The sequence below is a fragment of the Bifidobacterium sp. MSK.13.1 genome (genome assembly GCF_019131435.1).
Taxonomy (GTDB): domain Bacteria; phylum Actinomycetota; class Actinomycetes; order Actinomycetales; family Bifidobacteriaceae; genus Bifidobacterium; species Bifidobacterium pseudocatenulatum.
The window spans coordinates 230,007-242,087 of sequence record NZ_JAHOMM010000001.1 but is presented as its reverse complement, the minus strand read 5'-3'; the positions used below and the strand labels follow the sequence as shown (position 1 = coordinate 242,087).

12 protein-coding genes and 3 tRNA genes are annotated in these 12,081 nt (G+C 57.3%); 12 read left to right on the top strand and 3 right to left on the bottom strand.

Translation table 11 applies throughout. The features are described from left to right. Positions 1 to 114 precede the first annotated feature (114 nt). From rplJ to KSY55_RS01085, 5 genes are all read left to right on the top strand, one after another. Positions 115 to 636, top strand: coding sequence for a 50S ribosomal protein L10 (rplJ, locus tag KSY55_RS01105; protein ID WP_022245298.1), 522 nt, complete (start codon positions 115 to 117; stop codon positions 634 to 636). Positions 637 to 747: 111 nt separating this feature from the next. Continuing rightward, positions 748 to 1,128, top strand: a complete 381-nt coding sequence (rplL, locus tag KSY55_RS01100) for a 50S ribosomal protein L7/L12 (RefSeq protein WP_003836061.1) — start codon at positions 748 to 750, stop codon at positions 1,126 to 1,128. 263 nt (positions 1,129 to 1,391) lie between these two features. After that, positions 1,392 to 2,783: an FHA domain-containing protein gene (locus tag KSY55_RS01095; protein WP_195327371.1), complete on the top strand. Its 1,392-nt coding sequence runs from the start codon at positions 1,392 to 1,394 to the stop codon at positions 2,781 to 2,783. 8 nt (positions 2,784 to 2,791) lie between these two features. Then, positions 2,792 to 6,412, top strand: coding sequence for a helicase (locus KSY55_RS01090; protein ID WP_217749436.1), 3,621 nt, complete (start codon positions 2,792 to 2,794; stop codon positions 6,410 to 6,412). 59 nt (positions 6,413 to 6,471) lie between these two features. After that, a complete protein-coding gene (locus tag KSY55_RS01085; RefSeq protein WP_171025350.1) occupies positions 6,472 to 6,675 on the top strand; it encodes a hypothetical protein in 204 nt (67 codons plus the stop codon). Between the two features lie 95 nt (positions 6,676 to 6,770). Here the strand turns inward: KSY55_RS01085 and KSY55_RS01080 are convergent, their stop codons facing one another. The 3 genes from KSY55_RS01080 to KSY55_RS01070 form a co-directional block, all read right to left on the bottom strand. After that, positions 6,771 to 7,352 (bottom strand): SAF domain-containing protein, encoded by a 582-nt coding sequence (locus KSY55_RS01080; protein WP_226556791.1) that lies wholly within the window; start codon positions 7,350 to 7,352, stop codon positions 6,771 to 6,773. A gap of 284 nt (positions 7,353 to 7,636) precedes the next feature. Further along, positions 7,637 to 7,819, bottom strand: coding sequence for an FmdB family zinc ribbon protein (locus KSY55_RS01075; RefSeq protein WP_022245303.1), 183 nt, complete (start codon positions 7,817 to 7,819; stop codon positions 7,637 to 7,639). A gap of 97 nt (positions 7,820 to 7,916) precedes the next feature. Beyond that, positions 7,917 to 8,579 carry a 5-formyltetrahydrofolate cyclo-ligase gene (locus KSY55_RS01070; RefSeq protein ID WP_081291258.1) on the bottom strand — a complete coding sequence of 221 codons (663 nt, stop codon included), beginning with the start codon at positions 8,577 to 8,579 and terminating at the stop codon, positions 7,917 to 7,919. A 94-nt stretch (positions 8,580 to 8,673) separates the two neighbouring features. Here KSY55_RS01070 and KSY55_RS01065 point away from each other — a divergent pair, with 94 nt between their 5' ends. The 7 genes from KSY55_RS01065 (at position 8,674) to rpmG (ending at position 12,002) form a co-directional block, all read left to right on the top strand. After that, positions 8,674 to 9,297 (top strand): GNAT family N-acetyltransferase, encoded by a 624-nt coding sequence (locus tag KSY55_RS01065; RefSeq protein WP_095279207.1) that lies wholly within the window; start codon positions 8,674 to 8,676, stop codon positions 9,295 to 9,297. A 98-nt stretch (positions 9,298 to 9,395) separates the two neighbouring features. Beyond that, entirely contained in the window at positions 9,396 to 10,595 is a 1,200-nt protein-coding gene (locus tag KSY55_RS01060) for a hypothetical protein (RefSeq protein ID WP_217749435.1), read from the top strand. 253 nt (positions 10,596 to 10,848) lie between these two features. Further along, positions 10,849 to 11,142: a co-chaperone GroES gene (gene groES, locus KSY55_RS01055; protein WP_217749434.1), complete on the top strand. Its 294-nt coding sequence runs from the start codon at positions 10,849 to 10,851 to the stop codon at positions 11,140 to 11,142. 403 nt (positions 11,143 to 11,545) lie between these two features. Continuing rightward, a tRNA-Tyr gene (locus tag KSY55_RS01050) sits at positions 11,546 to 11,627 on the top strand. Position 11,628: 1 nt separating this feature from the next. Continuing rightward, a tRNA-Thr gene (locus KSY55_RS01045) sits at positions 11,629 to 11,700 on the top strand. 5 nt (positions 11,701 to 11,705) lie between these two features. Further along, a tRNA-Met gene (locus KSY55_RS01040) sits at positions 11,706 to 11,779 on the top strand. 52 nt (positions 11,780 to 11,831) lie between these two features. Then, the gene (gene rpmG / locus KSY55_RS01035; RefSeq protein WP_003807891.1) at positions 11,832 to 12,002 is read left to right on the top strand and encodes a 50S ribosomal protein L33; all 171 of its coding nucleotides are present in this window, start codon (positions 11,832 to 11,834) and stop codon (positions 12,000 to 12,002) included. Positions 12,003 to 12,081 lie beyond the last annotated feature (79 nt).

Here is a 12,081-nt window from a genome sequence, read left to right as displayed (position 1 = left end):
CCAAGGGCTTTCCGCTTAGCGGTCGAATGTTGCTCTGCCTGCGTGCAGGGCTTTTTTATTGTCCGGCGAAACGTTCCTGCTTCACAGTCAATGGTTGACTAAGGAAGGAACGCCATGAAGAGGCCCGAAAAGGAAGCGGTGGTCGCCCAGCTTACGGATAAGTTCCGTGAAGCTGACGCTATCTACCTGACCGAGTACCGCGGGCTTACCGTTCCGCAGATCTCTGAACTGCGCGAAAAGCTAGGCCGCGATACTTCCTACACTGTGGCTAAGAACACGCTGATTCGCATCGCAGCCAAGGAAGCTGGCATCGAAGGTCTCGATGAGATCCTCGCCGGTCCGACCGCTGTGACCTTCGTGAAGGGTGACTTCATCGAAGCTGCGAAGACCCTGCGTGACTTCGCCAAGACCAATAAGGCACTGATCATCAAGGGCGGCTTCGCTGATGGCACCGTCTACGATGCTGAAGGTGCCCAGAAGCTGGCAGACCTCAAGTCTCGCCCGCAGCTGCTCGCCGAGTTCGCCGGCGACATCAAGGCTACGATGTCCAAGGCCGCGTACCTGTTCAACGCTCTGCCGACCAAGGCCGTGCGTACGATCGATGCGCTCCGCGAGAAGCAGGAAAAGGCTGCCTGATTTCATTGCGGTTAGCCGCGTGAATGATAGTGACCATAAAAGAAAAATAATTGTTTTAGGTGACGGTCACCTCTTCAATCAAACCGTCGCCAAGAATGAAAGGAAGCCATTATGGCTAAGTACACCAACGATGAGCTGCTCGAAGCTTTCGGTGAGATGACCCTGGTTGAGCTCTCCGAGTTCGTCAAGGCTTTCGAAGAGAAGTTCGACGTCGAGGCTGCCGCTCCGGCTGCTGTCGCCGTTGCCGCTCCGGGCGCTGCTGCTCCGGCTGAGGAAGAGAAGGACGAGTTCGACGTCATCCTCTCCGCCGTTGGCGACAAGAAGATCCAGGTCATCAAGGCCGTCCGCGCTATCACCTCCCTGGGTCTGGCTGAGGCCAAGGCTCTGGTCGACGGCGCTCCGAAGGCTGTCCTGGAGAAGGCCAAGAAGGAAGACGCTGAGAAGGCTAAGTCCCAGCTCGAAGAAGCCGGCGCTACCGTCGAGCTCAAGTGATTCGCGCGGCTTGAAGCCGCATATCACAATCTTGAGTGGAAACCCCGTTCGCCACAAGGCGGCGGGGTTTTCCGCATATTACGGGATTTTCTTTCGCTGACGATCCAATAAAATCCGATTTAGGCATGAATGCTTCCATATCGTGCCATACAATGGGGGAATTAGGCGAAAGTTGTCAATTAATCGCGTCATAATCCTGAAATACGTGGCAAGGCATGACACAATGACAAGTAGTGGTATGTGTGAAAGGAAGGCCGACAACGGTGAGCGAAGATCAACGAACGGCACAGCAGTGGACCGTCAAGGTTGATGGAACCGAACTGAAGAAGCTGGGCAGCGGCGAAAGCGTGGAAATCGGCCGCAAGCCGTTACGTCCTCTGGCGGATGACGGATTCGCGCGCCTTGACATTATGGATACGAACAAATCCATGTCGAAACGGCATGCCATTGTTTCAGTCGACGCGCAGGGCAACGCTTCCGTACGTGATCTCAAGTCGACCAATGGTTCGTTTGTAGTGGCCGACAACGGCCAATTGATGCGTCTGCCCGCGGATGAGGATTTCAAACTGCCATCCACGCCAATGACCTTGCAATTCGGCGACGTACGCGTCACTTTTGAACGTGACAGCGTGAGCGCCATGCCCGAATCCGAGAGTACCGCGTCAGCTCCGGTATCTAATCTGTTCTCCTATGCAGTGTCCGATGAGGCGTCGCAGGAGCCCGACGCCGCCGATATGTCGGTCGACGACATTCTCAATCTGCGTGCCGGAGAGCCGACCGCATTGTTCAACGCGCGCAACGTCGCCAATCGTGTGAATCTCATGCAACGCTCCGAACGTCAGTCTTTCGCGCCAGTTCGATCCAACGAGCCGGATTATGGGGATCTCCCATCCGTTTCGCTGGTGCAGCATAACGACGTCGTGGATAACGCGCCACGTGACCTCTTCGCCGACGCCGCAGCCGAGGCAGATGCCGTGGCGGAACAGCAGGCGGCGGAAGAAGGGGCCAAGAAGAACGCCGCCGAAAAGGAAAAGCCGGCTATGCTGCCCGAATCCCAATTGCGGACGCAAGTCATCGCAGGCAACGACGTCGAACACGACACGATTCCCGTGAGCAAACTATTCAGCGCAAGACCAAGCAAGCCGATTATCGTGGCATTGCCGGATAGCAGCGACATGCCTGAACAACAAGCGGAAAAAACGCACGAGCAGCGCAATGAAATTGCAGAACAATCCGGTACCAATCCGATTCAACCGGAAGAAGCGGCGCAACGGGCCGACGACGAGCGTTTCAGGCCGCATAACACGGAGCAGCCACAGATTGTGAGCGAGCCGACACCGGACGAAACCAGCGTATTCAAACCGGCTTTTGAACCCGGATCGGTGTTCGATCGAGTCGCCAAGGGAGAGCTTGCCAAGCAGGAACAGACCATTGAAGTCGACGGACTGACGTCGGATGATGCCAAACGCACCGACGATTTCACCGTGCAGTTCGAGATGGCACGTCATCCGGAGCTGCTGCCGTTCCTTGCCATGAACCCGTCGCTGTACGACGATTTGTACGCATGGCTGGGAGCTTTGGGCAATGCAGACATCGACGCGGCCCTGTCACATAATCCGGGGTATGCGGAATACCGCAAAGCGGTAGGGAAGTGAGTCAATACATGAGCGAAAGCAACGAGACCGTCACCGCGCTGGATCGTATTCGGGGGTGGCGTGAGAAGTACCGTCTTGGTCTATCGCCGTCGCCGCTTGAGGACGTGACGCAGCTGAGCGCCCAGCTTGACATGACGCATGCGCATCCGTCCGGCATCGCGCAGCTGTTCGCCAGCGGGCATGTGCAACTTGATTCCTTGTTCCGCGACAACGGCATGTTGCGTGCCGCCGGGCGTCGTGTGGAGCGTGTGCTCGACGATCGTGAGGCGAAAAGCCGTGTCAGCGGCGTGGGCGAACTGTCTTTGGTGGTTGGCGTGGCCATCTGGAAAGGCAACCAGATGCCGGTACTCATGTATCCGGTTGAGGTGCGCAAAGAAGGACGCAATATTGAAAACGGTACGGTGATCGCGTTCACAGGGCGCGTACGCTTGAATGCGGCTTTCGCCGCCGTGCTGCGCGAGAACAACGTCGTATTGGACGAGTCCAAGCTGTTCGACGGTTCGAATTACGAAAGCGGCACGCCGGAAACATCCGCGGTGTTCGCTGCCATCACACGCCTTGCGGCCAACGCGTTCCCTGATTTTGAGATCGAACGGCACATTATTCTCGGATGCTTTATGGATCCGGCATCGCAGATGCTGGTGGAAAGCCGGAAGATCATCGACCAGTTGGCGCAAGGTCCGACCGGCAATACCGCCTTGGACGCTTTGGCGGGAGACAAGTCCGCCGCCGAAGCGTTGGAAGGTGCCGAAATTCCGGAGTACAGTCCGTTTGATGCCGATCCTCATGGCGAGTATGAGGTCGGCGATGCGGACAATACCGTCCGATACGCCTCGCAGCTTGCTTCCGCGGGCCATTCGCTGTTTGTGGATAGTGCGATCGCCAACAATACCGCCGAGCAGGCCGCGGCGATTGCGTCGCGTTGCGTGATGAACGGACGGTCTGTGCTCTATGTGCCGTGTGTGACCGATCAGAAGCGTCGTTTTGTACAGGCCGTTGCCGCAAACGAAATGAGCGGACAGCTGCTGGATATCGCCGATGATGGTGCCAACGCTGCGATTGACCGTCAGCTGATTGCAGCCGTCGGCTTCCAATCGGGGGTTGCTTCCTCCCGTTTTGATCAGATTGCCGATGAGCTGGTTGGCGTGCGTTCGCGTTTGACCCGTTATCTGGGCGATCTTCACGGCGTGAGTCAGGAGTGGGGTGTATCCGCCTACCAGACGATTCAGAATCTCGCGCAGATTGCGGCATTGCCCACCCATCCGACCACGCATGTGCGTTTGAACAAGCAGACCGCGCATTCCATCGCGGACAAGATCGAGGATTGGGCTGCGAAACTGCAGCGTGCGGGCGAGCTTGGCGAATACACCATTACGGAGAACGACACCGCATGGTATAAGGCATCGCTGTATTCCGAAGAGGAGGCGGTGAGCGCATACCAGCGTGTGGTTGAGCTGTTGCGCAAGGTGTTGCCCGCCACCCGCGAGCAGGTGGCCAGTACGGTACAGACCTGCGGATTCCCGATTCCCACGACCGCGCAGGAGTGGAGCCGTCAGGTCATGGTGCTGAAGAACCTGCGCCGTGTGCTTGACGTATTCCAGCCGGAGATTTTCGAACGTGACATTGCATCCATGATCGAGGCGACCAAGCCGAAGGCCGAGCGCAAGGCCGAAGGTACGTCCATGGGCTTCTGGGAGCGTCGCCGCCACATCAAGGAAGCCAAGGGTTTGCTGCGCGTCGGTGCCCAAGTGGAGAACCTGCATGAGGCGTTGCTGGTGGTGTCCAAGCAGGCCGATCAGTGGCATATGTTCGTGCCTCATGGCGGCTGGCCGGTATTGCCCGCCAAGCTGGATGACATTATCGAAACGCAGGAGAATCTCAATCGGGATATGACCGCGTTGAATGCGGTGCTTGCCACAACTCCGCAGGGCGGCAATCTTGAAACCGTTGATTTCAATCAGGTCGAAGAGCGTTTGAAGGCCCTGTATGACGATAAGCAGTCGCTTGATATTCTGCCTGAGCGCGCCCGTCTGGAACGTGAATTCCATTCGGTCGGCCTCGACGAGCTGGTCGAAGATCTGAACAATCGTGGCGTTGCCAACGATGCCGTTGCAGGGGAACTGCAGCTGGCATGGTGGACCACGGCGTTCGAAGACATCGTGAAATCCTCCGCGATCATTTCCAATCAGGATGGGTCGGCATTGCAGGGCGCTGCGGAGCGGTTCGCCCAGGTCGATGTGGAACATGTGCGTTCGGTCGGTCCGATGGTGGCGCAGGAATCCATGCGCCGTCTGTGCGACATGCTGTTCTCGCGTACGCAGGAGGCCAATCTGCTGCATACCACGCTTGCCGGCGCCCGTAATGTTTCGCTGAACTGCCTGCATAAGGAGCATCCGCAGATTCTCGCCGCGGCGAAGCCTATTCTCGTTGCGACTCCTGCCACGCTTGCGGCCATCACCGATCCGGCGCCATTGGCCGACGTCGTGATCATCGATGCCGCAGCGCATATTCAATCCATCGAACTGCTCAGCATCATCAGCCGAGCCAAGCAGGTGGTGGTGATCGCGCATCGCGAAACCGTCACTTCCGACGGTCTGAAGCGTCTCATCGCATTGCTGCCGAGCGTGAAAATCGCCAATCGTCCTGTTCGCCGTGCGCCGAAGCTCAACGCGTTCCTGGAATCGGAAGGCTACGGTTCCGTGTCCTTCGACGTGGCCAGGGAAGGCGCGCAGGGCGAGGTCGCCTACCATTTTGTGGCCGATGCCAATGGCGTGCCGGTCATCACGTCCGGACTGGTGGAAAGCAGCCAGCAGGAAATCGACGAGGTGGTCAGGCTGATCACCAAGCGTGCCGCCGGTTTCACGATCGTGCCTGCATCGTACATGCTTACCGTGGTGACGCTGACCCATACGTTCCGCACCCGACTGGGAGCCGAGCTTAAGGCGATCGCCAATAAGAACAAGGCCATGGGCATGTTCTTGCGTCATGTGCGCATCGTGGACATTTCCGATGTGGCCGGCGCGCATGCCACCGATGCGATTCTTGCGATGTGCTACGCGAAGACTTCTCATGGAAGGCTGCTGCAACAGTTTGGAGCGTTGGAATCCGAAGGCGGACGGGGTATGTTGCTGGATGCGTTGGCCGTGCCGGATCGTCATCTTGACATCGTGTCCGCATTCTCGTCAGCTGACATGGATGACGAGCGCCTGCACCAAGCTGGTCCGAAGATGCTGAAAACGGTGCTTCGCTGGGCGGAACAGCTCGATGACAGCGTGGTGCGTCCAGTCGTCAAGACGAACGGTTCGAACGTATTGCTCAACGATCTTGCCGACCGTATTCGTGCCCGCGGTTTGAATGTGGCCGTCGACTACGGTTTCGACAATGGTTCCAAGCTGCCGCTGGTGGTTGGCCTGAACGACAAGCCGTTCGCATTGGCCGTGCTTACCGACGATGCGCAGTTCATGGGATTGCAGTCCACCAGGGAACGCCACCGCGTGCTTTTGCAGAACATCGAATCGCTTGGCTGGTCCGTTATGACCGTGTGGAGCGTTGGCGCGTTCGTGAATCCAGACAAGGAAGTGGATCGCATCGTGGCACGCTTGAGCGACCTGTATCAGGAGGTCAAGTGAGCGTCGACGAACCCTCCATCCAAGAGTCCGCGGAATCTGACCAGTCTGCCGTGCGTGTGGTGTCCGGATACTCCGCCACCCGCCGTACGGCGCGCAAACACAAGCGTGTGGTTCGGCAGGGTACGGAACTGTTCGATGCCGATGGCGTCAAGCTTGAACCGTCCGATGTGCTTACCGAACGCCAGCGCAATGCTGACGACGACAAGCGTATTCTGGGCGAGCTGCCACCGCATTGGGGCGTGTTCTCCGAGCGGGAGCGCTGACGTTCGTCTGCTATACGGGAGGTTCTGATACGTTCAGGCCTCCCGAATTTCATATATTCCGCATGATGGTGCTGCGGATTCGCTTGGGAATGCCGTTACGAACCGACGATGGCGATGATCGCGCTGTATTCTTGGGCCTGCAATACGGTTGCCGCCTCATGAGGAGGCATGGCAAACACCGCAAGCGTGTCGCCGTCCGCATTCCGTGAAGGTTTCGCGGTCAATATCGCTCCCGTGCACAGCTCACGTAACGACACCGCATCCATATCCGGTACCGTTTCCGGCGTGGCCTCGCTGAACATCGTGGCGCTGGAAAGCGTCACCGTATCGCCAATCGTCAGACTGTCGGCGGAACTCGCCAACCGAACTTCGACCGCCGTATATCCTTTGGGAACAACGGGGGAAGCGCGAGCCATGGCCGAGGTGACGATGCTGCCTTCCGCAATATCCACTTGGGCAATCAGCCCGACGGCATCATCGATATCGTGAGCAACGCTGCGCAGGGCCTCATCGTATGGAATATCTCGCAAAGCAAGCGAATCCGCGGAAATCACGCCGCCTTTGGCGATGGACTTCGCCGCAATGACGACGGATTGCGTGGAAATCGTCAATCGCACGCACTGCAGGGCCGCGAATATGGCAAGTCCGGCGCACAGCGAAGCAAGTAGACGATGCAATTGCGCGTTTCGTCGTCGTCGATGAGGCGCCGAAGACGGTGCGCGGTTCGTGTGTTTGCCGTCCGTGCCTTGCAGACGTTGGCTAAGGTCATGAAAAAAGGTCACCATTCATGCATGATGACCTTACGAATAGTTGCTGCGCAAGCCGGATCGAGGGTTGTGGTCGGAGGATGCGAGTTATCCACAGGATTCGGCGTGTCGCCTTGTTTTCCAAGGTTTGCTGACCCTGGTTATTTGGCTCGTTTCCTTGCTTCGGCTGCTCGGTTACGTGTATTCGTTTTCGCTCACTTGGACTTGTCGGTGCGATAGAAACCAGATCCCTTGAATTCGATCGGCGGGGCGGAATACACCTTGCGGACCTGCTCTTCGCCGCATTCCGGGCAAACGGTGATCGGATCGTCGGTGAATGACTGCTGTTCGGTGAAATCGTAGTTGCAGTTCTTGCAACGGTAATGGTAAGTAGGCAAAGTATCCTCGCTTCAACCAGGTTCTCAAATTTCTTAACGGGACATATCCTAGTACGTTCCCTGAGACGGCTGCGTGAACGTCTTATCTTCGGACGTCTTATTCGCGTATGGCCGTAAATCCGTTCGGAGTGAGCACGCCATCGACGGGAATATCGTGGTCTTCGTGCGGAACAGGCTTGTCCGTCGGCTCCCACGGCCAGCAAACCGCCACCACCCGTGCACCGGCCGCACGATACTCGAGCGCGCGGTCATACCACCCTCCGCCACGTCCCAGACGGAATCCCTCTTGGTCGACAGCAAGGGCGGGAACAATGATCAGACCGGCGTTTTTCAGCGCTTCAGGTCCGTTTGCGCTATTGCCCGGCTCTTGCGGGCGGTGCGTATTGATGGACCCGTCGCTGTTGGTCTGGTCCTGCAGATCGTGAATGTCGCCAAGTTCGCTCCAGCCAATATCCATGCCGGATCCGAGCCGTGGCACCAGCACGTGGCAATTCGAATCGAATAATGCCTGCAGCATCGGCATCATCGACATTTCGCTGCCCATGGACGCGAATGCGGCCACCGTGGTGAACGAATGAATGAGATTCGCCTTCCGCGCCTGTTCGGCCAACTTATGGCCGGCTTCCAGTCGTTCCTCCTTACTGGTCTGTTTTCTTCGTGCGATTGCGTGTGCGCGCCATTGCTTTTTCAGCTCACGTTGGTTCGCGGCTTCGTCACAGACGCTGTTTTCCATGACGTCGGCTTGCATGTTCGTGGTCATACCGCATGTTGTACCACGGGATGGTTGCGCGCAATCGGAAATGTTATGCGTATGGCAGAATGAGGGCGTGACGATTTTGCGATCTTTACGGGGCATGATGCGTTCGGATCCCAATGCCATTGATGTTCCGCGGTTCATTCAGGCACATGGGCTTCACGTTCCCATAATCCTGCGTCCGCTGACTACTGACGACTGCGACGAATGGAACGAAGTCCGCTGGCGCAACGACGATTGGTTGAAGCCTTGGGAATCCGGGGATCCGGTGCATGGCGCGTCGATGTCGTTCAACGAGTGGGTGCGTGCGATGCGATGCAACGAGCGAAACGGCACCGGAGTGGTGTTCGCCATCGAGCATCATGGGCGTATCGTCGGCCAGATTTCGTTAGGGGCCATCTGCTATGGCGCCATGCGTACCGGCGTGGTTGGCTATTGGGTCGATGAGCGGTGTGCGGGGCGTGGATATGCGCCGATGGCTGTTACGCTATTGGCTGATTGGGCGATGTTCGACCCTTCCGGACCGCAATTGCATCGTGTGGAGATCGACTTGCTTCCCGAAAACGAACGTTCACGTAAGGTGGCACTCAAAGTGGGGGCATCCTATGAGGGGATGCGCAAGGCGTACATGTTCGTGAACGGGCAATGGCGTGACCATGAATCGTATGCGTTGCTGCCGGAGTACGCACCGAATGGCTTTACCGCACGGTTGATGGGCGAGTGAGCCGTTGGCGAGGTTCGACACGCGCTTTCGCGCACATGTTCGACACGCGGGGGCGTGCACCCCGGAGAATGTCGGAATGTCACCTATTCTTATGAGTTATGGGTTATGAATCGTTAAGCACGGTTGTGGTGCTTGCGATTGTGATTATTCTCATGGTTTTCTGGCTGCCCAAACGGACGGTCAAAGGCATGAAGCGGGTAATCGAGCACCGAGAGGACCGCTTTTCGCCGTCGCTGCATCTGGTGGATGCCGACAGTGGAACGCGATTCTCCGATGAGACCGCCGCAAAGGCGAAAGGGGCAATAATGCAGTCCAACGAGACGCATGAGGGCAAGCTGACCGACGAAAGGATCGCGCATGTCCGTGCCCTTCGTCGTGCCGCGATCCGCAGAAGGCGGATTATTGTTGTCTCGATGCTGGTGATCACAATCGTCGTGTTGATGTGTGCGTTTGTGTTGCATTTCAGTCCGTTGTTTGCTTTGATTCCTGCGTCGCTGCTTGCTGGAGTGCTCGCTTTGGGGGTGAGGGCCGCCAAGCAGGCCGCAGCGTGGGAGCGGAAAGTCGCCAAGTATCGTTCCAAGATGAGGAAGCGTGCTGCGGCAGAGCGCAAGCGCGCCCAGGAAGAGCAGGCGGAGCGCGCTCGTTTGCGGGAGCAGGAGCTTGCGGAAATTCGCAGGATCGCCGAATCTCAGGTGCCGACCGATGTTATGCCGGAAGGTGAGATCCGTCAGGCGATCGATCGCGGCAAGGCCGACCGTGATGTTGTTGTAAGCAAACGCAAGGAGGAAACCGAAGCGAAATCCGCTGCGGAACCGAACGTTGCGGATGCGCAAGTCGTGCCGGATAAGAAGAACGGTCTGTCCATCCACGATGAGCGTGATGAAATCGCCAAAACCGAGGGTGTGGATGCATGCGATGCGGATTCGTCCGCCGTGGCCGGCGCGTCGCAGGATCTGATTTCGTTCTCGTTGGGATCGCCACGCAACGGTAACGATATCGCGCCAGCCGCTCCGAAAAGCATGGAAATCAAGTCCACTCGTCAGGTCGCCAAGGCCGTGCCTCCGACTGCGAGTACGGTTTCCGACAATGTCGAGCCGTTGATTGTGCCGACCGACGCGATCAGCAACATGGATTCCGACGAGGCCGCAGCCCGTGTGGAGGCTGGTGTGCATCTGCAGGACGTGGATACCGTGGGATTCCACGACTCCGAGGTCAGCGCCGACGTTGAGGCTCCCAGCGTCACCTCCGATTCCCTGGGTGTGGGTTTGGCGTCCATCATGGCCCGTCGCGGGGCGTGACGGAGGGAAAGCGAACGCACGAAACGCACGAAACATACGAACAAGCGTAAAGAACATCAGCCTGAAACCGCATGGTTTCAGGCTTTTTCGTATATTTTGCTCTCAGCGTTAGCACTCGAGTTGGCAGAGTGCTAATAATCGCGCTAGGATATGTTTCAGCGCGAAAGGACGACGCCGTAAGTGATCGTCAGCCTCTTGCTAGCGGGTCCCGGCGCGGTAAGTAACGATTTCTCTTAGAAAGAGGAGGTCCACAGTGTCGATCTCACTCACACCGTTGGAAGACAAGATCATCGTCAAGCAGGCGGAAGCTGAAACCCAGACCGCATCCGGTCTGTTCATTCCGGACAATGTCAAGGAGAAGCCGCAGCAGGGTGAAGTCCTGGCTGTCGGTCCGGGCCGTCGCAACGACGCCGGCGAGCGCATTCCGGTCGACGTCAAGGTCGGCGACAAGGTGCTGTACTCCAAGTATGGCGGCACCGAGGTGCACTATCAGGGTGAGGATTACCTGATCGTCTCCGCCCGCGATATTCTGGCCATTCTCGGCTGAGCGTAGCGCGTAGCTGTTTGAAGACCCCGTCAGCGAACGATTGGTGAACAATCGTTGCGTTGGCGGGGTCTTGTTGATTTCAAGCACTTGGGGTTCCTGCAATAGGCCGTGCGCGGCCGATGTATGCCGTGTTCATTGGCGTTGGCGTGCTGGTGTTGGCGTCGCTGTTCAGATGGTCTGCAGGGAAGGTTCGGAAGAAATACTCGTGTTTTTTCTTTTTGGAATTTTTTTCGGGAGGATTTGCTCTGATTGACACCGACATGTGGCTGATAGTGAGAAATCGTTGGAATTTCAACGATTTTGAGACTTTTTGGCTTCCGCGACACGCCGTATTTGCGTTAATCGCATGATCTGTGGCATACTAAACGGGTTGCCGGTTGGGGTTCAACCAAACAGGCAGCACGGCGGATTTCCCAAGCGGTCAAAGGGAACTGACTGTAAATCAGTCGCCTCGTGCTTCAGTGGTTCGAATCCACTATCCGCCACGCCTCGATAGCTCAGTGGTAGAGCACTTCCTTGGTAAGGAAGAGGTCGTGAGTCCGATTCTCACTCGAGGCTCTCATGGCGGGATAGCTCAGCTGGCTAGAGCGTACGACTCATAATCGTAAGGTCAAGAGTTCGAGTCTCTTTCTCGCTACAAAGGTCGACGGAACGTCGGCATAGCAACGAACCACAAGAGGTGAACTTAAATGGCAAGCAAGAGCGCCGACATTCGTCCGGGCATCACGCTGGCATGCACCGAGTGCAAGGAGCGTAACTACATCACGACGAAGAACCGCCGTAACACGCCGGATCGTCTTGAGCTGAAGAAGTTCTGCTCCCGCTGCGGCAAGCAGACCGTGCATCGCGAGACCCGCTGAACGAGTTCAAAGCTTTATGAAACCCGACCAATATGGTCGGGTTTTTTGTTTTCTTTCAACCTTTTCTTGACACCTTTCC